At 68.5% G+C, this 21,485-nt stretch carries 20 protein-coding genes; 7 read left to right on the top strand and 13 right to left on the bottom strand.

The window, feature by feature from the left end; all coding sequences use genetic code 11:
• The first annotated feature begins 131 nt into the window (after positions 1–131).
• Positions 132–413, top strand: coding sequence for a YiaA/YiaB family inner membrane protein (locus tag IG65_RS0125155; protein ID WP_030517423.1), 282 nt, complete (start codon positions 132–134; stop codon positions 411–413).
• Between the two features lie 42 nt (positions 414–455).
• Here IG65_RS0125155 and purL read toward each other — a convergent pair whose 3' ends face one another.
• Positions 456–2,750: a phosphoribosylformylglycinamidine synthase subunit PurL gene (gene purL / locus IG65_RS0125150; protein WP_030517422.1), complete on the bottom strand. Its 2,295-nt coding sequence runs from the start codon at positions 2,748–2,750 to the stop codon at positions 456–458.
• Positions 2,751–2,910: 160 nt separating this feature from the next.
• Here purL and IG65_RS0125145 point away from each other — a divergent pair, with 160 nt between their 5' ends.
• A complete protein-coding gene (locus IG65_RS0125145) occupies positions 2,911–4,221 on the top strand; it encodes a glycosyltransferase 87 family protein (protein ID WP_231509409.1) in 1,311 nt (436 codons plus the stop codon).
• Here IG65_RS0125145 and IG65_RS0125140 read toward each other — a convergent pair.
• Both IG65_RS0125140 and IG65_RS0125135 read right to left on the bottom strand, forming a co-directional pair.
• Positions 4,176–5,480, bottom strand: coding sequence for a M18 family aminopeptidase (locus tag IG65_RS0125140; RefSeq protein ID WP_030517420.1), 1,305 nt, complete (start codon positions 5,478–5,480; stop codon positions 4,176–4,178). The two genes, IG65_RS0125145 and IG65_RS0125140, sit on opposite strands and share 46 nt — an antisense overlap.
• 69 nt (positions 5,481–5,549) lie before the next feature.
• Positions 5,550–5,984 carry a MarR family winged helix-turn-helix transcriptional regulator gene (locus tag IG65_RS0125135; protein WP_030517419.1) on the bottom strand — a complete coding sequence of 145 codons (435 nt, stop codon included), beginning with the start codon at positions 5,982–5,984 and terminating at the stop codon, positions 5,550–5,552.
• A 45-nt stretch (positions 5,985–6,029) separates the two neighbouring features.
• On the opposite strand from IG65_RS0125135, the gene IG65_RS0125130 reads away from it, so the two are divergent.
• Positions 6,030–7,097: a substrate-binding domain-containing protein gene (locus IG65_RS0125130; protein ID WP_030517418.1), complete on the top strand. Its 1,068-nt coding sequence runs from the start codon at positions 6,030–6,032 to the stop codon at positions 7,095–7,097.
• Between the two features lie 27 nt (positions 7,098–7,124).
• On the opposite strand, the gene IG65_RS0125125 is transcribed toward IG65_RS0125130, so the two are convergent.
• Positions 7,125–8,123 carry a LysR family transcriptional regulator gene (locus tag IG65_RS0125125; protein ID WP_051756839.1) on the bottom strand — a complete coding sequence of 333 codons (999 nt, stop codon included), beginning with the start codon at positions 8,121–8,123 and terminating at the stop codon, positions 7,125–7,127.
• Between the two features lie 245 nt (positions 8,124–8,368).
• On the opposite strand from IG65_RS0125125, the gene IG65_RS0125120 reads away from it, so the two are divergent.
• Complete coding sequence (locus IG65_RS0125120) at positions 8,369–9,613, top strand: Glu/Leu/Phe/Val dehydrogenase dimerization domain-containing protein (RefSeq protein WP_030517416.1); 1,245 nt, start codon at positions 8,369–8,371, stop codon at positions 9,611–9,613.
• A gap of 33 nt (positions 9,614–9,646) precedes the next feature.
• Here the strand turns inward: IG65_RS0125120 and purQ are convergent, their stop codons facing one another.
• On the bottom strand, positions 9,647–10,333 hold the full coding sequence (gene purQ / locus IG65_RS0125115; RefSeq protein WP_030517415.1) for a phosphoribosylformylglycinamidine synthase subunit PurQ: 687 nt from the start codon (positions 10,331–10,333) through the stop codon (positions 9,647–9,649).
• A complete protein-coding gene (gene purS, locus IG65_RS0125110; protein ID WP_030517414.1) occupies positions 10,330–10,566 on the bottom strand; it encodes a phosphoribosylformylglycinamidine synthase subunit PurS in 237 nt (78 codons plus the stop codon). Before purS ends, purQ begins: the two co-directional genes overlap by 4 nt.
• Before the next feature lie 189 nt (positions 10,567–10,755).
• Here purS and IG65_RS0125105 point away from each other — a divergent pair, with 189 nt between their 5' ends.
• The gene (locus IG65_RS0125105; RefSeq protein ID WP_030517413.1) at positions 10,756–11,400 is read left to right on the top strand and encodes an MBL fold metallo-hydrolase; all 645 of its coding nucleotides are present in this window, start codon (positions 10,756–10,758) and stop codon (positions 11,398–11,400) included.
• A 46-nt stretch (positions 11,401–11,446) separates the two neighbouring features.
• On the opposite strand, the gene IG65_RS0125100 is transcribed toward IG65_RS0125105, so the two are convergent.
• Positions 11,447–12,817 (bottom strand): dipeptidase, encoded by a 1,371-nt coding sequence (locus IG65_RS0125100; protein WP_030517412.1) that lies wholly within the window; start codon positions 12,815–12,817, stop codon positions 11,447–11,449.
• A gap of 162 nt (positions 12,818–12,979) precedes the next feature.
• Here IG65_RS0125100 and IG65_RS0125095 point away from each other — a divergent pair, with 162 nt between their 5' ends.
• Positions 12,980–14,425, top strand: a complete 1,446-nt coding sequence (locus tag IG65_RS0125095; RefSeq protein ID WP_081879757.1) for a glutamate decarboxylase — start codon at positions 12,980–12,982, stop codon at positions 14,423–14,425.
• 12 nt (positions 14,426–14,437) lie between these two features.
• On the opposite strand, the gene IG65_RS0125090 is transcribed toward IG65_RS0125095, so the two are convergent.
• From IG65_RS0125090 to IG65_RS0125080, 3 genes are all read right to left on the bottom strand, one after another.
• Complete coding sequence (locus tag IG65_RS0125090; protein WP_030517410.1) at positions 14,438–15,157, bottom strand: DUF2334 domain-containing protein; 720 nt, start codon at positions 15,155–15,157, stop codon at positions 14,438–14,440.
• Between the two features lie 106 nt (positions 15,158–15,263).
• A complete protein-coding gene (locus IG65_RS0125085) occupies positions 15,264–17,441 on the bottom strand; it encodes a S9 family peptidase (RefSeq protein ID WP_051756848.1) in 2,178 nt (725 codons plus the stop codon).
• A gap of 99 nt (positions 17,442–17,540) precedes the next feature.
• Positions 17,541–17,753 (bottom strand): hypothetical protein, encoded by a 213-nt coding sequence (locus IG65_RS0125080; RefSeq protein WP_063065915.1) that lies wholly within the window; start codon positions 17,751–17,753, stop codon positions 17,541–17,543.
• Positions 17,754–18,063: 310 nt separating this feature from the next.
• Here IG65_RS0125080 and IG65_RS0125075 point away from each other — a divergent pair, with 310 nt between their 5' ends.
• Positions 18,064–18,288 (top strand): DUF397 domain-containing protein, encoded by a 225-nt coding sequence (locus tag IG65_RS0125075; protein ID WP_228796201.1) that lies wholly within the window; start codon positions 18,064–18,066, stop codon positions 18,286–18,288.
• Between the two features lie 80 nt (positions 18,289–18,368).
• Here IG65_RS0125075 and IG65_RS0125070 read toward each other — a convergent pair whose 3' ends face one another.
• From IG65_RS0125070 to purB, 3 genes are all read right to left on the bottom strand, one after another.
• A complete protein-coding gene (locus IG65_RS0125070) occupies positions 18,369–19,328 on the bottom strand; it encodes an alpha/beta hydrolase family protein (RefSeq protein WP_030517406.1) in 960 nt (319 codons plus the stop codon).
• Between the two features lie 118 nt (positions 19,329–19,446).
• The gene (locus IG65_RS0125065) at positions 19,447–19,917 is read right to left on the bottom strand and encodes an HIT family protein (RefSeq protein WP_051756836.1); all 471 of its coding nucleotides are present in this window, start codon (positions 19,915–19,917) and stop codon (positions 19,447–19,449) included.
• Between the two features lie 131 nt (positions 19,918–20,048).
• Positions 20,049–21,482 (bottom strand): adenylosuccinate lyase, encoded by a 1,434-nt coding sequence (gene purB / locus IG65_RS0125060; protein WP_030517404.1) that lies wholly within the window; start codon positions 21,480–21,482, stop codon positions 20,049–20,051.
• Between the last annotated feature and the right edge of the window lie 3 nt (positions 21,483–21,485).

Below are 21,485 nucleotides of genomic sequence, written 5' to 3'. Positions count from 1 at the left end.
TATGGCGGTCGGTGTGCCGAAATCGGGGACCTCGCCACGTGAGGCAAACAACGCCTACAACGGGAATTACCCGGTGTACTCGAGTAGTTCTACGCACGTTCCCCGCGGCCCGGGACCGCAGACTCGACGGTATGAGCACTCCCACCCAGCAGAAGAGCAGCCCCGCCTTCCTGGCCCAGGCCGCGATCGCCTTCGGCGTCAGTTTCGTCGCCGCCACCGCGGGCATCGTCTATCTGCCGCTGGATATCTGGCAGCGCGGATTCCTGTTGATGACAACGCTGTTCATGGTCTCGAGCGCCTTCACCCTTGCCAAGGTGATCCGCGACCAGTTCGAGTCCGCGCGCGTCCATCAGCGTATCGACGAAGCCCGCGTGGAAAAGCTGATGGCCGAACACGATCCGTTCCGGGTGTGAGCGGACCGCGTCGCTCCGGGTGCGGCCGCGGTCCGCCTCGGCTCACTCCGCGGAGGCGCCGAACAGCGCGGGCAGCGTGCCCTCGTGGGCTGTGCGCAGTTCGTCCATCGTGATCGAGAACTGGCCCTGTACCTCGACCGAGTCCGAGCCCTGATCCACCACGCCGATGCGCACCCACGGCAGTTCGCGCGCGGTGCACATCTTGGTGAAACGCGTCTCCTCCGACCGCGGGACCGCGACCAGGACGCGTCCGGCCGATTCCGAGAACAGCGTGACGAACGGGTCGTCCCCCTCGGGCAGCAGGATGCGCACACCGGTTTCACCGGCCAGCGCTCCTTCGACCACCGCCTGAGCCAGGCCGCCCTCGCTGAGATCGTGTGCGGCGCTGATCATTCCGTCGCGCGAGCCGGCGGTCAGCACCTCGGCGAGCAACTGCTCGCGGGCGAAGTCCACCCGCGGCGGCACACCGCCCAGGTGATCGTGCTCGACCTGCGACCAGATGGATCCGTCGAATTCGTCACGGGTCTCGCCGAGCAGGATCAGCGTCTCTCCGGGCTCGGTGCCGAATCCGGTCGGGATGCGCCGGTGCACATCGTCGATGACGCCGAGCACGCCGACCACCGGGGTCGGCAGGATCGCGGTCTGGCCGGTCTGGTTGTAGAAGCTGACGTTGCCGCCGGTAACCGGAATGCCCAGGGCCACACAGCCGTCCGCGAGGCCGCGCACGGCCTGCTGGAACTGCCACATCACGCCCGGGTCCTCGGGGGAACCGAAGTTGAGGCAGTTGGTGACGGCCTTGGGCGTCGCGCCGGTGCTGGCGACGTTGCGGTAGGCCTCGGCCAGCGCCAGCTGCGCGCCGGTGTAGGGGTCGAGTTTGGTGTAGCGGCCCGAGGCGTCGGTGGCCAGGGCGATGCCGCGGCCGGACTCCTCGTCGATGCGGATCACGCCCGCGTCGGCATGTTCGGCCAGCACCGTGTTGCCGCGCACGTAGCGGTCGTACTGCTCGACGATCCACTTGCGGCTGCACAGCTGCGGGCTGGAGATCATCTTCAGCAGCGTGGCCCGCAGCTCGTCGCCGGACTTCGGCCGGGCCAGCCCGGCGGTGGTGTCGGCGACCAGCGCGTCCTGCTCCTCGGGACGCCGCACGGGCCGCTCGTAGACGGGGCCTTCGTGCGCGACGGTGCGCGGCGGCACGTCCACCACGGTTTCGCCGTGCCACTTCACCACCAGGCGGTCGCCGTCGGTGACCTCGCCGATCACTGTGGCCAGCACGTCCCACTTGTGGCAGACGGCCATGAACGCCTCGACGTTGTCGGGCGTCACCACCGCGCACATGCGTTCCTGCGATTCGCTCGAAAGCACTTCCGCCGGTGTCATATTCGCCGCGCGCAGCGGCACCTTGTCCAGGTCGATGCGCATCCCGCCGTCGCCGGCCGCCGCCAATTCCGATGTCGCACAGGACAGTCCGGCACCGCCGAGGTCCTGGATGCCGACCACCAGTCCGGCGTGGTACAGCTCGAGACAGCACTCGATGAGTACCTTCTCGGCGAACGGGTCGCCCACCTGCACGCTGGGCAGTTTCTTACGGCCGGAACCGGATTCGTCACCCGAGAAGGTGTCCGAGGCCAGCACCGACACACCGCCGATACCGTCCAGACCGGTCCGCGCGCCGAACAGCACGATCTTGTTGCCGGTTCCGGAGGCGAAGGCCAGGTGCAGATCCTCCACCCGCATCACGCCCGCGCACAGCGCGTTCACCAGCGGATTGCCCTGATAGGAGGCGTCGAAGACGGTTTCGCCGCCGACGTTGGGCAGGCCGAGGGAGTTGCCGTAGCCGCCGACACCGCGCACCACGCCGTCGACCACTCGACGGGTGTCGGGATGGTCGGCCGCGCCGAAGCGCAACTGGTCCATCACCGCGATCGGCCGCGCGCCCATCGCCATGATGTCGCGCACGATGCCGCCGACGCCGGTGGCCGCGCCCTGGTACGGCTCGACGTAGGAAGGGTGGTTGTGGCTTTCCACCTTGAAGGTGACCGCCCAGCCGTCACCGATGTCCACCACGCCCGCGTTCTCGCCGATACCGGCCAGCATCGATGCGCGCATCTCGTCGGTGGTGGTCTGGCCGAAGTAGCGCAGGTGCACCTTCGAGGATTTGTAGGAGCAGTGTTCGCTCCACATCACCGAGTACATCGCCAGCTCGGCATCGGTGGGGCGGCGGCCCAGAATGTCGCGGATGCGCGTGTATTCGTCGTCCTTGAGACCCAGCTCCTTGTACGGCTGCGGGGTATCCGGGGTGGCTGCGGCGGCGCTGACGGTGTCGACGTGGACAGTCACGGTGGGCTACCTAGGTCCTTTCGGCCGGGCAAACGTGCAGCTACGAGCTCCGACGCTGGAGTGAGAGACGGAATGCACGCGGATGGGGAATCCAGGCCAGTCTAATGGAGGGCAAACCCAGCCCGACCAGGCAGCACCTGTTCACCGGTACGCTGAGCCGGTGAACGATCGATCCAGGGTCGCAGATCCGGACGAACTGCCCGCGACCACGTCGTCCGCGCGGTCCACCGGGGGGCTGACGACTCGGCAGCGACGGCTACTCCTGATCGCGATCGCCCTGTTCGTCGTCTCGGCGATCGTCTCCTGGGCCGCCCACATCTGGACCGGCTACATCGATCTCCAGGTCTACCGCAACGGCGCCCGCACGTGGCTCGACGGCGGCGACCTGTACGGGCCGATGCCCAAGGTCTACGGCATCGGGCTGCCGTTCACCTATCCGCCGCTGGCCGCACTGTTCTTCGCGCCGCTCGCGCTGATGCCGCTCGCCGTCGCCCAATGGCTGGTGCTGCTCACCTCGATGGCGAGTCTCGCGGTCACGTTGTGGCTGGTGCTGGTCCGGATCCGGCCGGAGATGGACCGGTCCACCCGGGTGATCCTGCTGATCGGGGCGCTGGCCGTGCTCGGCCTGTCCGAGCCGGTGCGCCAGACCTACAACTTCGGCCAGATCAATCTGATCCTGATGGCGGCCGTCGCGCTGGACGCACTGGTTCGCAAGCCGTTCTGGCCGCGCGGCATGCTGATCGGAATCACGGTGGCGGTGAAGCTGATTCCGGCCGGCTACCTGCTCTACTTCCTGCTGCGCCGGGACTGGCGCGCGTGCCTCACGCTCATCGGCTCGGCGATCGGCGCGATCGCGCTGGCATACCTGCTGTTCCCGCACGATTCCACCGAATACTGGTTCCACACGCTGATCGATACCGGTCGCATCGGGCCGCCGCAGTACGCGGGCAACCAGTCGCTCAAGGGGTTCGCCTTCCGCCTGGGCGTCTCCGACGGCGCCGCGACGGCTATCTGGATCGGGCTGTCGCTCATCGCGATCGGACTCGCCGCCCTGTGGATGAAACGGCTGCTCGACGCCGGTCATCAGGTGTCGGCGCTGCTGGTGAACTCGGCGGCGGTCCTGCTGGTCTCGCCGGTCTCGTGGTCGCACCACTGGGTGTGGGTCGCCCCCGCCCTGCTGGTCGCGGGCGACCTGATCGCCCGGATGCCGGCCGCGGACGCCCCGGATACGCCGGGACGCGCGGCTCGGCGGCGGCGGATGTGGATCGCGATCACCGCCGCGATCACCGTGCTGTTCATGGTCGGGCCACAGTGGGTGCTGCCACACAACGCCGACCGCGAACTCCGCTGGGCGTGGTGGCAGCAGATCATCGGCAGCAGCTATGTGCTGGTGACCTTCGCCGCTCTGGTAATCGCGGCGATCGCCTACCGCCCGAGTGGTGTGAGGAACGCCGCGAGCGCCGCCGAATAGGAGGCCACGTCCGCGGCGCCCATCAGTTCGCGCGCCGAATGCATCGCCAGCTGCGGTGCGCCCACGTCGACGGTCGGCATACCGGTGCGCGCCGCGGTCATCGGGCCGATGGTGGAACCGCACGGCAGATCCGCGCGATGCACGTACCGCTGCAGTGGCACCCCGGCCTGCGAACATGCCAAGGCGAAGGCTCCGGCACCGACCGCATCGGTGGCGTAGCGCAGATTCTGATTCACCTTCAGCACCGGGCCGCCGCCGACCTCGATGCGATGCGAGGGCTCGTGCCGCTCCGGATAGTTGGGGTGGGTGGCATGGGCCATATCACCGGAGGCGCAGATCGAACCGGCCAGTGCCGCAAGGTAATCCGCGCGGCCACCGCCGCGGGCGAGCACGATTCGCTCCAGGATCGCGGGCAGCAGATCCGATTGAGCGCCGCGGTCGGATTGGCTGCCGACCTCCTCGTGATCGAACATCGCCAGCACCGGGGTGGTGCCACCGTCCCGGTCCGCGGCGGCCAGGAACGCCTGCAATCCGGCATAGCAGGTGGCCTGGTTGTCCAGCCGCGGCGCACTCACCAGATCCTGGTCGCGGCCGACCACCCGGCTCGGTTCCAGGTCGTGGGTCATCAGTTCCCACCCGAGCACGTCGTCGGCGCGGACGCCGGCCTGCTCGGCGACGTAGGCGATGAACGAGCGCGGCCGCTCCCCCAATCCCCAGATGCCGTTGACGTGGCGTTGCGGATCCAGCGTCACCCCGCGCCGATCCTCGGACAGGTGGATGGCCAGTTGCGGCACCCGGACCAGCGGATCGTCGATGCGGACCAGCCGCTGGCCCAATGCGTCGCCCTCGCGCACGGTGAGCCGGCCCGAGATGCCGAGATCACGGTCCAGCCAGGAATTGAGCCAGGCGCCGCCGTAGGGTTCCAGGCCGATCAACTGCCAGCCCGCGACGGCCAGATCGGGATGCTGTTTGACACGCAGATTCGGGCTGTCGGTGTGCGCGCCGACCACCCGGAACGCACCCGCCGGATCGGTGGTCGTCGCGGCCCAGGCGACCAGGGATCCGCCGCGGATCACGAAGTAGCGGCCCACTCCCCCGTTCGTCTCCGCCGCCTCGGCCCACGGCCGGGCCTCGGGCAGTTCGGTGAATCCGTGGGCCGTCAATTCGGCTGCCACCGTGCGGCATACGTGAAACGGGGACGGCGAGGCATCGATGAAGGCGCACAGCCCGGAGGCCGACGCGGTGGTGGAGACCGGCATACCGGCGATCCTATCGGCTGCCGGAATTGCCGGATTATCGCCGAGTCGGCGGGCGCGTTCCGAACCGGATCAATCCGACTGGGTCTCGACCATCAACTCGAGCAGTCGCAGCAATTCCGCGTGATTTCGCGCGCCGATTCGTTTACGCAATTCCTCTTCGGCGAGCGACTCCTGCTCGCGCACCGAATCCACCAGATCCTTGCCGCGATGGGTCAAACCGATGAGAATGCGGCGGCGGTCGTCCTCGGCCGCAATTCGAAAGATCAGGCCGCGTTCGGCCAGGGCGTCGGCGTGGCGGGTGGCCGACGAGGGCGGTAGCTGGGCACGAACCGCCAGCTCGCTCATGGTGATACCGGAGCGGTCGGACAGATTCGACAGCATGGCCCACTGGTCGGCGGTCAGCTGCCTGGCACACAGTGCCGCGTCGAGGTGGCGGAGCCAACCGCGTTCCGCAGCTCGCAGCGCCCCGTGCAGCGTGGCGACGCCACTTACAATGGTCGACATATTTTCCGCCCCATCATTTCGCTCGGATACGAAGAAGGGTACCGAATGTTCTCCTTCGGCGAGAGCCCGGACGAAGTGGTCGAGGTCCTGAATATCGTCCCCCTGCAGGGCCCCGTCGGAATTGTCGCGCCGTCCTGTGAAGCGGCGATTTCCTTGGCTGCGAAAGAAATCAACAGCGGCACAGGAATTCTGGGCCGGCAAGTACGGGTGACGACCATCGACGGCGGCCGCAGTCCGGCCGAGGTGGCCGACGAGGTCTCGGCGCTGCTGGCCACCGGAATGGTCGATGCCATCACCGGCTGGCACATCTCGGCGGTCCGCCAGGCGGTTGCCCGGGTCACGGGCGGGCGGGTTCCGTATCTGTTCGCCAACGTCTACGAGGAGCTGCCGAACGAACCGGCCGAGGTGGTGATGATCGGCGAGGCGCCCAGCGGCCACATCCTGCCGGCCATGCGGTGGTTGTCCCGGGAATTCGGCACCCGCCGCTGGGCGATCATCGGCAACGACTACATCTGGCCGGTGGCCACCGGCCGCGACGTCCGTGCCGCGTACCGCGACGCCGTCCACTACGAGCGCTATGTGCCGCTGGGGACCCGGGACTTCGGCTCGATCCTCACCGATCCGTGCCTGGACCGGGTCGACGGCATCGTGATGTTGCTGGTCGGGATGGATGCGGTCCGGTTCAACCAGCAGTTCACCGCGATGGGCCGGGCCGGGAAGCAACTGCGGGTCAGCCCGGTCGTCGACGAACAACTCCTGCTCGCCGCCGGCCCCGGCGCCAACACCGATCTCTATGTCGCCTCCAGTCTGTTCCCCGATGTGAACGCCGATCCCGACCGGCAGGCGCGCTATCACCGCATGCACGGCCGCTTCGCGCCGAAGCTCACCTACTTCGGCAACACCGCCTACGAGGCGCTGCATACGCTGCGGGCGATGGCCCATGCGGTCGGCTCCCTCGAGGTGCCGCGGATGCGGGCCGCGCTCGAGGACGGCGTGGTGCTGGAGACGCCGTCGGGAGCGCGGATGTACCGCGACAATCACGTGGTCCGCCCGCCCAGCCTGATCGCCCGCGCAGAGGGCGTGGACCTGCGGATACTGGACACCTTGTACTGACGCCGCTGTACCGGCACCTCGCGCGGCTCAGTCGAGCCCGAGCGCCTTGTGCGTGACTTCGGCCGAATCATTCGGTGGCGCAACGGTTTCCGGACCCGGCGCGGCGAGCAACGGTCGCTCCGGGCCGAGCCCCTTGTCGACGGCGGCGGCCCGGACCGCGTTCACGACGAACAGCAGCGCCGCCCGGCGTGCCGTATTGGTGCGATAAGCCAGCGAGACGGTTCGGGTGAGGCCCTCACCGAGCCCGACGATATCCACGCCCGGCGGCCGCAGCGCCAGCCCCAGATCCGAGACCAGCGTGACACCCAGTCCGGCCGCGACCAGCGCCATCGCGGTCGACTGCTCCTCCACTTCGTGGTCGATGCGTGGTTCGACCCCGCCGGACTGGAAGGCCAGCCGGACCGCGTGACCGAAATGGGAGCGAGCGGGCGCGAGGATCCACGGATGTTCCGCCAGATCGGCCAGCGTCACCGTCAGCGCCGGCACCGCTCCGGCCGGCACCGCCGCGTAGAGCCGCTCGACCGCGATCACGGCACGTTCCAGACCGCGGTCCCAGGTCATCGGGTAATTCGAGTAGTCGAGGACGAACGACAGGTCGAGGGTCCCGTCGCGAACAGCGGCAGCCGTCGCCTCCGGTGCGAGTTCCCTGGTCCGCACCAGAATGCCCGGATGGGCGCGGGCGAGCGCGGTGAGCGCGTCGGGCAGCAGCCCCGAGGCGACCGAGGCCCACACTCCGGCGGTGAGTGTCGCCGACACCGACTCCCCGGACTCCTCGAGCGCCTGCGTGGCCCGCTCCACCGAGGCGAGGATCTCCTCGGCGTGCTCGGCGAGCAGAACTCCGCGATCGGTGAGTTGCAGCCGACGCCCGCGCCGCTCGAACAGCCGCAGCCCCACGTCGCGCTCCAACTGAGCCAGCTGTTGCGACACCGCCGAGGCGGTGTAGTGCAGCGCACCCGCGGCCGCGGTGATCGTGCCGCGCCGATGCAGCTCGCGCAGCATGCGCAGGCGAGGCAGCGACAGGTCCATGGCATCGAGCGTAAGCGCTGCGCGGAAACCGTACGCGCGGCCCGCAACGCTGTGCGGACCGCTGTGCAGAAACACTGAACACGGCCGTGAACGAACCGTAAATAGACGTGTGACCGGGCAGGACTCAGGCTGGTGACAGCGAATCACCAGCCGGGACGACGAGGTCCGGACGCCGATCGTCGCGCGACTCGTCGTTCCCCCGCGGATGGTGGTCGGCCATCCGAACGCGAAGGAGGTAGTTCGCCGTGACGACGATCCACAACCCGGCCGAGGACACCGCACCGACCGTCCCGCCGGTGCCCGCGACCGTCCCGGTCACCCCCGCGATCCGCCGCCCCGAGCCGTATATGCGGCTGCAGTGGACCGATTCGGATACCGGCGCCGTCGGCTATCTCGTCGTCCACACCCTGCGCGGCCGCCTGGCCACCGGCGGCACCCGCATGCGGGCCGGCTGCACGCTGAGCGAGGTGGAGGATCTGGCGCGCGGAATGGCCGCCAAGACCGCGACCTTCGACCTGCCGATCGGCGGCGCGAAGGGCGGCATCGACTTCGATCCGAAGGATCCGCGTGCCATAGAGGTGCTGGAGCGATTCTGCGAGGCCATGCGCCCGTGGATCGATGCGCACTGGGTGACCGCGGAGGACCTGGGCGTCCCGCAGCATCTGATCGACGAGGTCTTCGAGAAGCTGGGCCTGGGGCAGAGTTATCACGCCGCGATCCGCCGCGCCGCGGATCCGGCCGCCACCCTGGAACGGGTCCGCAACGGACTGAACGCGGCGGTCGAGGGCGGTTTCCTGCTGGGCGATGTGATCGGCGGTTACGGCGTCGCGCACGCGTGCCTCGCCACGGCCGTCTCGTGGGGCCGGATGCCGGCCGAGACGACGGTCGCGATTCAGGGAGTCGGCACCATGGGCGGCGCGGCGGCCTACTACCTGCACGAGGCGGGCATGCGCGTGACCACGGTGGCCGATGCCGCCGGTGCCCTGTACCGGGCGGGCGGACTCGATATCCCGGCTTTGCTGGAATTGCGCGACGACTACGGCGAGATCGACCGCTCCCGGTTGCCTGCGGATGTCGAGCAACTGCCACGCACCGCGGTGCTGTCCGCCGATGTCGACATCCTGGTGCCGGCGGCCATTTCGTACGCGATCACGCCGGACAATTCCTTCGACGTGCGCGCCCGCGTCGTCGTCGAGGCGGCCAACGCCGCCACCACACCGGAGGCGGAGGCCATGCTCGCCGCCCGCGGTGTTCCGGTGCTGCCGGACTTCGTCGCCAATGCCGGTGCGGTCGCCTGGGCGTGGTGGCTGCTGCTCGGGGAGGTCGACGACGTGCCGGACAACTCCTTCGATCGCCTGCGCACCACCATGCACACCAAGGTCGCGCAGTTGCTGTCCGCCTGGACCGACCACGGCATCACACCGCGTGACACCGGCCGACGCTGGGCCGACGACCCGGCGCCGATCACCGCCGCGGTCGTGATCCCCTGAGCGACAGGACGATCAGGCCGTGGTGACGGGCGATCAGACGGTGGTGACGAGGCTGTCGAGGACCGACAGGAAGATCCCCAGCCCGTCGTCACTCGGCCCGGTCAGCGGTTCGGTGGCGTGTTCGGGGTGCGGCATGAGACCGACGACACGGCCGTTCGGGGAGGCGATGCCGGCGATATCGCGCTGCGAACCGTTGGGGTTGCCGCCCACGTAGCGGAAGACCACCCGGCCCTCACCCTCGAGTTCGTCGAGCACGGCCTGCGAGGCCTGGTAGCGGCCCTCCGCGTTCTTCACCGGGACCAGGATCTGCGCACCCGCTTCGTAGCGCGAGGACCACGCGGTCGCGGTGGACTCCACCCGCAGCCACTGATCGCGGCAGACGAAGTGCAGGCCCTCGTTGCGGGTCAGGGCACCCGGCAGCAGTCCGGCCTCGCACAGCACCTGGAAGCCGTTGCAGATGCCCAGCACCGGCATACCCTTACCGGCGGCCTCGACGACCTTGCCCATCACGGGCGCGAACCGGGCGATGGCACCGGCGCGCAGATAGTCGCCGTAGGAGAATCCACCCGGCACCACCACCGCGTCGACACCCTTGAGGTCCGCGTCGGCGTGCCACAGGCTCACCGCTTCGGCGCCGGCCAACCGGACCGCGCGCGCCGCGTCGACGTCGTCGAGCGTGCCGGGGAAGGTGATGACACCGATTCGCGCAGAGCTGGTCACGGCAGCCGCACCACTTTCCAGTCCTCGATCACCGTGTTGGCGAGCAGGGCCTCGGCGATCTTCTCGAGCTCCGCATCGCTGACGCTGTCGTCGATGTCGAGTTCGAACCGCTTGCCCTGCCGCACATCCGACACACCCGGGAAACCCAGGCGTCCGAGCGCGCCGGCGATGGCCTGACCCTGCGGATCCAGGATCTCGGCCTTCGGCATCACCTCGACCACAACTCGTGCCACGCGTTGCTCCTCAAGCTGGTGGGGGGATTACCACAACAGCTTAATCGGGGCTGCTCGCGGGCGCCCCGCCGGGCCACGGCACCTGCGAGAGACGTCACAGCGCCTGTCGGCCGGCCTCCGCGTGGCCCCTCCGTGGTTACGCAGCCGCGTCCAGGTCCCCGCTGCGGCCGGAGGCGATAGCGTGAACTCATGCGCATCGCCCACTTCGGTCATTCCTGCGTCCTCGTCGAATTGAACGGCGCGAAGATCCTGTTCGATCCGGGCACTTTCTCGCACGGATTCGAAGGCATCACGGGACTCGACGCGATCGCGATCACCCATCAGCACCCCGACCACATCGATCCGAACCGGATCGAGGCCCTGGTCGACGCGAATCCGAGCGCCCGCCTGCTCAGCGATCCGCAGACCGCACAGCAGCGCGGTGAACCGTGGCAGGCCGTGCACGCGGGCAATATCGTCACCATCGGCGATCTGCAGATCACCGGTGGCGGCGGCAAGCACGCGGTGATCCATCCGGAGCTGCCGGTCGTCGACAACACCGTCTTCCAGCTCGGCAGCGCCGAGGATCCGGCGCAGTTCGTCCACCCGGGCGATTCCCTGTGGGTCCCGCCGGTATCGGTCGGGGTGCTGGCGGTGCCCGCGGTCGCGCCGTGGATGAAGATCAGCGAAGCGGTGGACTATCTGCGCGCCGTGGCGCCGCGCACCGCCGTCCCGATCCACTACGGCATCATCGCGCCGGAGGCGCAGGGCATCTACTTCGGCCGCCTGTCCGAAATGCGCCCGGCCGATACCGAATTCGCGCTCATCGAGCCGGAGGACAACAAGACCTTCTAGCGGGCGCGCACCGCGAAGCCACGCCCCTCACCGAGGAGCGCGCCCCTCACCGCGAATACGAGGACAGGAACAACGCCTCCGCCAGCGCCACGTGCTCGATCTCGCTGGGGTCGACACTTTCGTTCGGGGCGTGGATCAGGCATTTCGGCTCCTCGACGCCGAGCAGCATGATCTCGGCGTCGGGATAGGTCTCGGCGAAGACGTTGCACAGCGGAATCGAGCCGCCCTGCCCCTGCATGGTGGCGGTGCGTCCGTACGCGGCGGCGAAGGCGTCCTCCATCGCCAGCCGCGCCGGGCCGCAGGTACCGGATCGGAACGGCGCCCCGGTGCCCTCCGTCTCGACCCGGACGCGCGCACCCCACGGCGTATGCGATTCGATATGCGCGGTAAGGGCTTTCAGGGCCGGAGCCGGATCCACTCCGGGCGGGATCCGCAGATTCAACCGGGCCCGCGCGCTGGGCTGGACGGCCGCCGCCGACCCCACCACCGGCGGGACATCGATGCCCAGCACGGTCAACGCCGGCCGAGCCCAGAGCATGTCCGAGATGGTGCCGCTGCCCAGCACCTGTACGCCGTCGAGAATGCCGGCATCGACCCGGAACTGCTCCACCGGATATTGCGCGCCGTCCCAGACCTGATCGGCCGGCAACCCGGCGACCGTGGTGTTCCCGTGTTCGTCTCGCAGCGTCGCGAGCAGCCGGATCAACGCGGCGACGGCATCCGGAGCCGCCCCGCCGAACATACCGGAATGCAGTGGGCCGGAAAGGGTTTCGACCGTGACGAGCACATTCACGTTTCCGCGCAGGGTCTGGGTGAAGGTCGGCAGTCCCGCCGCGAAATTGCCGCAGTCACCGATCAGCAGTGCGTCGGCGCGCAGCAGGTCCGCGTGCTGCGGAACGAACTCCTCCAGACCGCCGGTGCCCTGTTCCTCCGAGCCCTCGCAGACCAGCGTGATGCCGACCGGATAACCCTTGTCTCCCAGAGTTTTCCGCAGTGCCCGCAGAGCGGTCAGATGGACGACGATATTGCCCTTGCAGTCGGCCGCGCCGCGCCCGTACCACCGGCCGTCGCGTTCGGTGAGCTCCCACACCGGAGTCTCCCAGGCCGCCTCGTCCACCGGCGGCTGCACGTCGTAATGGCTGTACAGCAGCACCGTGGGGGCTCCGGCCGGAGCCGGGTACCGGGCCACGACCGCCTCGCTGCCGTCGGGCGTCTCGTGCAGGCCGACGTCGGTGAGACCGAGGTCGGCGAAGGCGTCGGCGACCCATCGCGCCGCCCGATGACATTCTTCCGGCGGAAACTGCCGCGCATCGGCCACGGACCGATACGAAACCAACTGGGCCAGATCGGCTTTCGCCTGCGGCATCAGCGCCCGCACCTGTTCGCGCAGGGCCGCCGTCCGAGAATCGTCGGTCATTCACCCAACCTAACCCTCTTTCCGGGACCGGCCGCATCGGCGTCGGGCGCGGCGCGGGACGGAATTCGCCCGATTTCTCCCTGCGGTTCATGGCCGGTGCGCACCTGCAGCGGGCATGATGAAGGAGAGCTCGACCGCGATCCGACCACCGGAGAGGACGAGATGTCTGCATCATCGGAATCCGACGACCTGTTCGCGATGCCCGATCTGGATCGCGGCGCACCCAAGACCCACTTCCCACATCGCGAGATGCCGGCCCCGGAGGCCTATCAGATCGTGCACGACGAGCTGATGCTCGACGGTGTGTCGCGGATGAATCTGGCCACCTTCTGCACCACCTGGATCGACGATCACGCTCGCCGGCTGATGGCGCAGAGCCTGGCCAAGAACATCGTCGACAAGGACGAGTATCCGCAGACCGCCGAGCTCGAGCGTCGGTGCGTGCGCATGGTCGCGGACCTGTGGCACTGTCCCGATCCCGGCTCGACGCGCGGCACCTCCACCATCGGGTCCAGTGAGGCGGCGATGCTCGGCGGGCTGGCCGCGAAGACGCGCTGGCGCAAGAACGGCGGACAGGGCGTCCCCAATTTCGTCTGCGGCCCGGTGCAGGTGTGCTGGGAGAAGTTCGCGCGCTATTTCGACGTCGAGATCCGGCAGGTGCCGCTGCGCGGGAACCGCTATACGCTCGAGCCGGACGACATTGCCGCACACTGCGATTCGAATACGATCATGGTCGTCGCGACGATGGGTCAGACCTTCACCGGACTGTTCGAGGACGTCGCCGCGATGAGCGCGGCCCTCGACGACCTGCAGGCCGGCACCGGCCTGGACATCCCCCTGCACGTCGACGCCGCCAGCGGCGGATTCCTCGCCCCGTTCACGGCGCCGGACCTGGTCTGGGACTTCCGGCTCGAGCGGGTGAAGTCGATCAACGCCTCCGGGCACAAGACCGGCCTGGCTCCGCTGGGCGCCGGCTGGGCGCTCTGGCGCACGGCCGCCGACCTCCCGGACGAGCTGGTGTTCAACGTCGACTACCTCGGCGGCAGTATGGCCACCTTCAACCTGAATTTCTCCCGCCCCGGCGGTCAGGCCATCACCCAGTACTACGACTTCATCCGGCTCGGCCGCACGGGCTACACCCGGTTGCAATCGGCGATCTACCGGGTCGCCGAACATCTGGCCCACGGCCTCACCGAGACCGGATTGTTCGAGATGATCCACGACGGCACGCCCACGCGGGGAATCAGCGCGGTGTCGTGGCGGCTGCGCGAAGATCCCGGCTTCAATCTGTACGACCTGTCCGAACGCCTGCGCTCGCGCGGCTGGCTGATCGCCGCCTATCCGCTACCGGCCGACCGGCAGGACGAGACGATCATGCGAGCGGTCGTCCGGCACGGCTTCACCCACGATATGGCCGATCTGCTGCTGGCCGATATCGACCGCTGCGTCGATCAGCTGAAGAAGCATCCGCTGTCCACCTCGCTGACCCGCAAGGAGGCGGGCGGCTTCACCCACGACGCCACGGCCGCGGTATCGGACCGGACTATCGTCACCGAGGTGCGGGACATGCTGCGCGCGGCCGGGGAGGACCCGGCGCAGATTCGCTGACGTCGAGCGAGCTCATGCCGCATGCGGCATGGCGTACGGTTCCCACCGGTAGACGTCCGGAACCGCCTCGTGGAACAGCGCCAGATCGACCGCGTCGAGCATGGCCTGATGGGGACCGGGCCGGGACAGTTGCGCCGCCGAGACGGCCAGTCGCAGCGTTCCCCCGCGTCGCGCGATGCGGGCCGCGCTCATGATCAGTGCGTGGCACCACCACGGTTCGGCCCGGAAACCCTCACCGACGCCGTGCACCCAGCAGCGCTGTGCCGTGTCCCGTTCCAGGTCGTGGATGGCGGTCAATCCCAGCGCCAGGCGGAAGCCGACCTCGGGCAGGGCGGCGACGGCGCCCTCGGAGGCCGTCCAGCGCGGGGCGGCGAACAGCCGGGTGCGCAGGCCGATCTGTTCCATCACCCGGTCGGCGGCGGTGAGGCGCAGGCGCGCCTCGTGCTTGGGCAGCGCGGCGAATTCGGCGCGGCGGCGTTTGGTCGCGGCCTGGTCGTAGCCGTGCAGCACGATCGCGTCACCCGCGCCGCGGCGGTCCCGCAGCCACTGCTGGGTGCGCGGATCCTCGGTGAGCCGGTATTTCCCCTTCAACCGCGGCGCCACCAGCAGCGACAGCCGTACCCCGCGGCCGTCCATCTCCGCGGCGAAGGCGCGCGCCTGTTCCAGTGTGGTGTCGCGAATACCCGACACCGAGACGATCAGCTGCCCGAACCCCCGGTCGTTGCCGCTCATGCCTCCACTGTGCGCGCGGCAGGTGTCGGCCCCGTGCAGCCGAAGTGACGCCCCGACGAATTCCCGGAGCGACCACCCGGCCGCACGGTCCGGCAACCGGCAGCCGTCAGCCGACCTCGCCGAGCCCGACCCGATCGAGCACCCAGGCGTATTCGAAGGCGACTTCCTTCCACTTCTCGTAGCGGCCGCTGACGCCACCGTGCCCGGCGCTCATCTCGGTCTTCAGCAGGAGCTGGGAGTCACCGGTCTTCGTGGCCCGCAGCGCGGCGACCCACTTCGCGGGCTCGACGTAGAGCACGCGGGTGTCGTTGAGACTGGTGATCGCCAGGATCGCCGGATAGTCCACGGCCGCCACGTTCTCGTACGGCGAATAGGACTTCATATAGGCGTAGACCTCCGGATCCTCCAGCGGGTTACCCCACTCGTCCCATTCGATGACCGTCAGCGGCAGCGACGGGTCCAGAATCGAGGTGAGCGGATCCACGAACGGCACATTGGCGAGGATGCCCGCGAACAGTTCGGGCGCCAGATTGGCCACCGCACCCATCAGCAGCCCGCCCGCACTGCCACCGTCGGCCACCAGCACCTGCGGCGTGGTGACGCCGGTATCGACGAGATACCGTGCGCAGGAGACGAAATCGGTGAAGGTGTTCTTCTTGGTGAGCGTCTTGCCGTTCTCGTACCACAGCCGCCCCATCTCGCCACCGCCGCGCACATGGGCGACCGCGAACACCATGCCGCGGTCGAGCAGCGACAGCCGCGACACCGAGAAACCCGGATCGATACTGGCCTCGTAGGACCCGTACCCGTAGAGCAGCAACGGCTTCGGGTCCGCACCCTCGCTGTCGCGGCGGCGCACCACCGAGATCGGAATCCGGGTGCCGTCGGCCGCGGTCGCCCAATCCCGGTGCTGCACATAGTCGTCCGGGTCGTAGCCGCCGAGCACCTGCTGCTGTTTGCGCAGCATCAGTTCACCGGTGGCGGGCACGTAGTCGAAGACCTGCATCGGGGTGATGAACGAGGTCACGCCCAGCCGCAGTGTCGGCTGCGCCCATTCCGGATTGGAGCCCACGCCGGCGGAGAACAGTTCCAGGCCGAATTCCAATTCGCGCAGCTCGCCGTAGCCGTCGGAAGTCAACGGCCACACCGCGACTCGCGGCAGGGCCTCGCGCCGATACGAGAGCACGAGATGGTCGCGGAAGCAGTCGACGTCCTCGAGCCGCACATCGTCGCGATGACCGATCAGCATGGTCATCGCGGCCGGATCGTCCACCGGCGCCTCGGTGAGCACGAAATTCTCGGCCTTCACACCGTCGACCACGTCGTTGTGCAGGATCAGCAGCCGGTCCTGCCCGCCGATCACCGCGTGTTCGGCCGAATACTCCACACCCTCGCGGCGCGGCAGCAGCACCCGGAATTCGCCCTCGGGATCGTCGGATTCGAGGATCCAGCCCTCCGTGGTGATCTTCGACCCGACCCAGATCATCAGGTACTTCTCGGAGCGGGTGGCGCCGATGCTGACCCAGTAGCGCTCGTCGGGCTCGTGGAACACCTTGACGTCGTCGGACTGCGTGGTGCCGAGGCGGTGGCGCCATACGGTGTCGGGCCGCCAGGATTCGTCGACGGTCTGATAGAACACGTGGGTTCCGTCCAGCGACCAGGTCGCCCCCGGCGCGGTGCCCGGGATTTCGTCGCCGAGCAGCTCGCCGCTGCGTAAATCCTTGAACCGCAGCACATATCGCTCGTCACCGACGGTATCGGTGGAGTAGGCCAGAAGCGTGCCGTCGTGACTGATCGAATAGGCGCCGAGGGCGAAGAAATCGTGCCCCTCGGCCAGCACGTTGCTGTCGAGCAGAATCTCCTCACCGGGAATCTCGATATCGACGTCGAGTTGCGGCGGGGTCCAGTCGTCGACATCGGTGATCGGGCAGCGGCAGTGCACGCCGTACTGCTTGCCTTCGAAACTGCGCGAGTAGTACCAGTACTCGCCCAGCCGCGCCGGGACCGACATATCGGTCTCCTGGGTGCGCGATTTGATCTCGTCGAAGATGCGCGCGCGCAGCGGGGCCAAGTGGGCGGTCTGCGCGTCGGTATAGGCGTTCTCGGCCTCGAGATGGGCGATGACCTCGGGATCGTCCTTGTCCCGCAGCCATTCGTAGGGATCGACGAAGGTGTCACCGTGATGGACGCGTTCGGCCGGGACCTGTTTGGCCGCCGGCGGGGTCACCGCCGCCGCGGCGTCGCCGGCGTTCTGGATGGTTCCGGTACCACTGTCGAGAGCCATGGTGACCACCGTAATCGCGGCACGCCGGTCCGGGCGCGCACCCCCACACCCGCCGGCACGAACGCATCGGCGAGGACGGGAGTGCGAGCTCGGCCCGCGTTACCCCAGGCCGGTGGTCCGCGGTGCGGGCCGGCGCAGGTCACGCCCGTTGCCGCGGGCCGAACGACGAGATTCCATCAGGAAGAACAGTGCGGCTTTGCGGCGCGGGCATTGGTCGGTGGGACAGCTGCTGTGACTGTGCAGGATGTTGTGCGCCTGCTCGACGGTGAGGTGCCGGGGCACCACCGCGCAACTGTCGAAGACGGGTGCCATGCGGTGCTCCATCCTTGTCGTCCCTTCAGTGCGGCAGGGCACGCCCTCTCGGTCTCTTGACCAGTCGACGCCTTCCAACTGCCACAGTGAATGGGGTTTCCGATCAGGTTGCGGCGTAAACCAGCGGTGTTGCCGGGACGAGTAGACGAATGCCACATTTCGCAGGTCGGCATATCGGTGTGATCCCGGCCATGCCGGTACGCGCGGATTCGGAAACGACGCCGGTGCGGCGGCTTCCGACCGCCTACTCTCGGGGACGGCAGCGCCCGCGCCGATCCCGCGGGCGATCACATCGATGCAGGAGCACAGGTTGGAAGCGAAGAATCGCGAGATCGAACCCGAGGCGGTCTGGCAGCGCAGCGGCGACGGGGAGGGTGGTGTCGAGGTGGCCTTCCTGGCCAGCGGCAATATCGGGCTGCGTGATGCCAGGAATCCGGACGGGCCGGCGCTGATCTTCACTCCCGGCGAATGGCGGGCGTTCGTCGCCGGCGCGAAGGACGGCGAATTCAACCGGCCGGGCGCGCAACCGCACTGAACCGCAGCGCACCGGATCTCCGGGGTCTTGCCCGGTCGCGCGGGGCGTCCCGCGCCGATCGGATGCGGCGGCCCCGGCGATCAGGCCCCGATCGCCGCGCCGATTGTCGGCCAGGACGCGTGCAGATAGTCCTGCCAATACGACCAGGAATGCGTCCCCACCGGACTGTGATCGACCCGGGCCGGGATTCGCATGCCGCGCAGCCGCTGCTCGAAGGCGGTGACGCAGACGTCCACGCCGGCCTCGATCGGCCCGCCCAGGACGATGTTCTCCGGCAGCTGCGGTTTGATCTCGGTCTCGTGCGGACCCGGGATTCCGGTGCCGGTGGACAGGTAGAGGGTCTTGCCGCGCAGCCGATTCGCCAGCAGCGCCGGATCGTGGGCGCCCCATTCCGCACTTCCGGGCGCACCCCACATATCGAACGGATTGCCGCCGCGATTGGCGATCGAGAACATGATCGCCCCCTGCGCGATGCCCAGGTCCGGGCACGCGCTGTATCCCGCCACCGCCTCGTACAACTCCGGATGGCGAACGGCCAGGACGAACGCCGCGATGCCGCCCATCGACAGGCCACCGATCGCGTTCACGCCGTTGCCGGAGAACGTGGCGTCGATGATGGGCGGAAGTTCGCGCGTCAGGAAGGTTTCCCACTGGTAGCGGCCGAAGTGCGGATCGTCGCGCTGCCAGTCGGTGTAGTAACTCGCCTGCCCGCCGATCGGCAGCACCACGTTGACGTTCTTACCGTGGAAGAAGGGTTCGGCATCGGTGGCATTGGTCCAGGTGCTCTGCTGCACACCGGGATCGAGCCCGTCGAGCAGATAGTAGGAGGGCCGTGAACCCCCACCGGCCGGATGCAGCACCTGAACCTGGATGGTGCGTCCCATCGCTGGGGAGTCGACGAACAGGGCCGTCCGGGTCGGGCTCATATCGTTTTCCCCGACCACCCGCGCCGCCGATGCGCGTGGCTGTGGACCCATCCAGGGACCGAAGACGCCCAGTCCGACTGCCAGCACAACCGCAGCAACGAATGAACGTCGCATGTCCCCACCTCCGTCAACCCACCACAGCTGCTACTCAAAGTAACGCATACTGTGGCGCTCCGCGGAGCTTTCGACCTCCTGGCGCTTCCTCAGCAAACCACCCGGTCCGCAGGAGAACTCAGGTGAGCCACCACTTTCCGTCCTGCCCGCGCGCGGCGTTCGGTTGTGCCCGCCCGACTGCGCCCCGGATCGATGCGGCCAGATAGTCCAGGTCCGCACGCGGCGGGGTCGTCGCGCGATTGCGCAGCCCGAAGCCGTCGCCGGGCGTGCGCGGAATGACGTGCAGATGGACGTGGAAGACCTCCTGCCCGGCCGTAACGCCGTCTGCCAGAAAGAGATTCACCCCGTCACAGCGCACCTCGGACTGCCGCAGCGCGGCCGCCAGACGCTGCGCGACCTGAAAGAGCTTGCCGCCGATCGCCGGATCGAGTTCGGCCAGACTGCGCGCCGGAATCTTCGGAATCACCAGCAGATGACCGGGTGTCATGGGACGGATGTCCATGAAGGCGAGAACGTCGTCGTCCTCGTAGACCTTGGACGAGGGCGCCCGCCCGGCGACGATATCGGCGAAGATCGTATAGGGGTCCATATCCGGCAACCCTAGTCGTCGATTTCGCCTGCGCCGCCGCACCATTCGCACGGCGCCGAGCACGCGCGAGACCACCGCGCGAACGGCGGCGCCGGGCGGTTGCGGTGCCGCGACCATCGGTCCGGCGGCGGTTACAGAATCGGCGAGGGGGTGTAGCGGGCGGCCTCGGGATTCGCGTCGATCAGCTTCTGCACTTGCGCCACCACATCGCTCACCTGCGCCTCGGCGGCGCCGATGAACGCCGTCCGATCGGCCAGGGCGGCCTCGAGTCCGGCCCGGTCCAGCGGCATCCGGTCGTCGGCCGCCAGGCGGTCCAGCAGATCCGGTTCGCGCCCCTGCTCCCGCATGGCCAGCGCCACCGCGACCGCGTGCTCCTTGATGACCTCGTGCGCACTCTCGCGCCCGACCCCGGCCCGCACGGCCGCCATCAGGATGCGCGTGGTGGCCAGGAAGGGCAGGTAGCGGTTGAGCTCACGCTCGATCACGGCCGGGTAGGCGCCGAATTCGCCGAGGACGGTCAGGAAGGTCTCCATCATGCCGTCGATGGCGAAGAACGCGTCGGGCAGCGCGACCCGGCGCACCACGGAACAGAACACATCGCCCTCGTTCCACTGCGCGCCCGCCAGTTCGGCCGCCATCGAGCCGTAACCGCGCAGCACCACCTGCAGACCGTTCACGCGCTCGCAGGAGCGGGTGTTCATCTTGTGCGGCATCGCCGAACTGCCGACCTGCCCGGGCTGGAAACCCTCGGTGACCAGTTCGTGTCCCGCCATCAGCCGCACCGTGTGCGCGAACGACGAAGGGCCCGCGCCCAATTGGACCAGCGCGGAGATCACGTCGTGGTCCAGGGAGCGGGGGTAGACCTGGCCGACACTGGTCAGCACGGTCGCGAAGCCCAGATGCCCGGCGACCTTCTGCTCCAGCTGGGCGAGTTTGGCGGCGTCGCCGTCGAACAGATCGAGCATGTCCTGCGCGGTGCCCATCGGGCCCTTGATCCCGCGCAGCGGATACCGGTCGATCAGCTCGCGCACCCGGTGCAGGGCGATCAGCACCTCGTCGGCCGCACCGGCGAAGCGCTTGCCCAGGGTGGTCGCCTGTGCCGCCACGTTGTGCGAGCGACCGGCCATCACCAGCGACTGATACTCGGCAGCTCGCTCCGCCAGCCGCGCGGCGACCGCGACGCCGTGTTCGTAGACGTGTTCCAGCGAGAGCCGGATCTGCAACTGCTCCACGTTCTCGGTCAGATCCCGGCTGGTCATGCCCTTGTGGATCTGCTCGTGCCCGGCGAGGGCGTTGAACTCCTCGATGCGCGCCTTCACATCGTGGCGGGTGATCCGCTCGCGTTCGGCGATCGAGGCCAGGTCGACCTCGCCCAGCACCCGCTCGTAATCCTCGAGGACCTCGGGGGTGACCGCCTCGGTACCGGCGGCGCCGAGTTCGGTCTGGGCCCGCAGCACCTCGAGCCACAGCCGGCGCTCCAGCACGATCTTGTTCTCGGGCGACCACAACTGCACCAGCTGCGGGCTCGCGTACCGGGTGGCGAGGACGTTCGGGACAAGACTCACGAG

Origin of the sequence: Nocardia sp. NRRL WC-3656 (assembly GCF_000720265.1) — a bacterium.
GTDB classification, from domain to species: domain Bacteria; phylum Actinomycetota; class Actinomycetes; order Mycobacteriales; family Mycobacteriaceae; genus Nocardia; species Nocardia nova.
Note: the sequence above shows the minus strand (reverse complement) of the source record. Positions and strands in the feature narration are given on the sequence as shown.

Bases quoted from the DNA above. Each gene is read 5' to 3' on its own strand.
- IG65_RS0125155 (WP_030517423.1), top strand. From the start codon at position 132: ATGAGCACTCCCACCCAGCAGAAGAGCAGCCCCGCCTTCCTGGCCCAG.
- IG65_RS0125140 (WP_030517420.1), bottom strand. From the start codon at position 5,480: ATGCCGGTCTCCACCACCGCGTCGGCCTCCGGGCTGTGCGCCTTCATC.
- IG65_RS0125135 (WP_030517419.1), bottom strand. From the start codon at position 5,984: ATGTCGACCATTGTAAGTGGCGTCGCCACGCTGCACGGGGCGCTGCGA.
- IG65_RS0125130 (WP_030517418.1), top strand. From the start codon at position 6,030: ATGTTCTCCTTCGGCGAGAGCCCGGACGAAGTGGTCGAGGTCCTGAAT.
- IG65_RS0125125 (WP_051756839.1), bottom strand. From the start codon at position 8,123: ATGGACCTGTCGCTGCCTCGCCTGCGCATGCTGCGCGAGCTGCATCGG.
- IG65_RS0125105 (WP_030517413.1), top strand. From the start codon at position 10,756: ATGCGCATCGCCCACTTCGGTCATTCCTGCGTCCTCGTCGAATTGAAC.
- IG65_RS0125100 (WP_030517412.1), bottom strand. From the start codon at position 12,817: ATGACCGACGATTCTCGGACGGCGGCCCTGCGCGAACAGGTGCGGGCG.
- IG65_RS0125095 (WP_081879757.1), top strand. From the start codon at position 12,980: ATGTCTGCATCATCGGAATCCGACGACCTGTTCGCGATGCCCGATCTG.
- IG65_RS0125090 (WP_030517410.1), bottom strand. From the start codon at position 15,157: ATGAGCGGCAACGACCGGGGGTTCGGGCAGCTGATCGTCTCGGTGTCG.
- IG65_RS0125085 (WP_051756848.1), bottom strand. From the start codon at position 17,441: ATGGCTCTCGACAGTGGTACCGGAACCATCCAGAACGCCGGCGACGCC.
- IG65_RS0125080 (WP_063065915.1), bottom strand. From the start codon at position 17,753: ATGGCACCCGTCTTCGACAGTTGCGCGGTGGTGCCCCGGCACCTCACC.
- IG65_RS0125070 (WP_030517406.1), bottom strand. From the start codon at position 19,328: ATGCGACGTTCATTCGTTGCTGCGGTTGTGCTGGCAGTCGGACTGGGC.
- IG65_RS0125065 (WP_051756836.1), bottom strand. From the start codon at position 19,917: ATGGACCCCTATACGATCTTCGCCGATATCGTCGCCGGGCGGGCGCCC.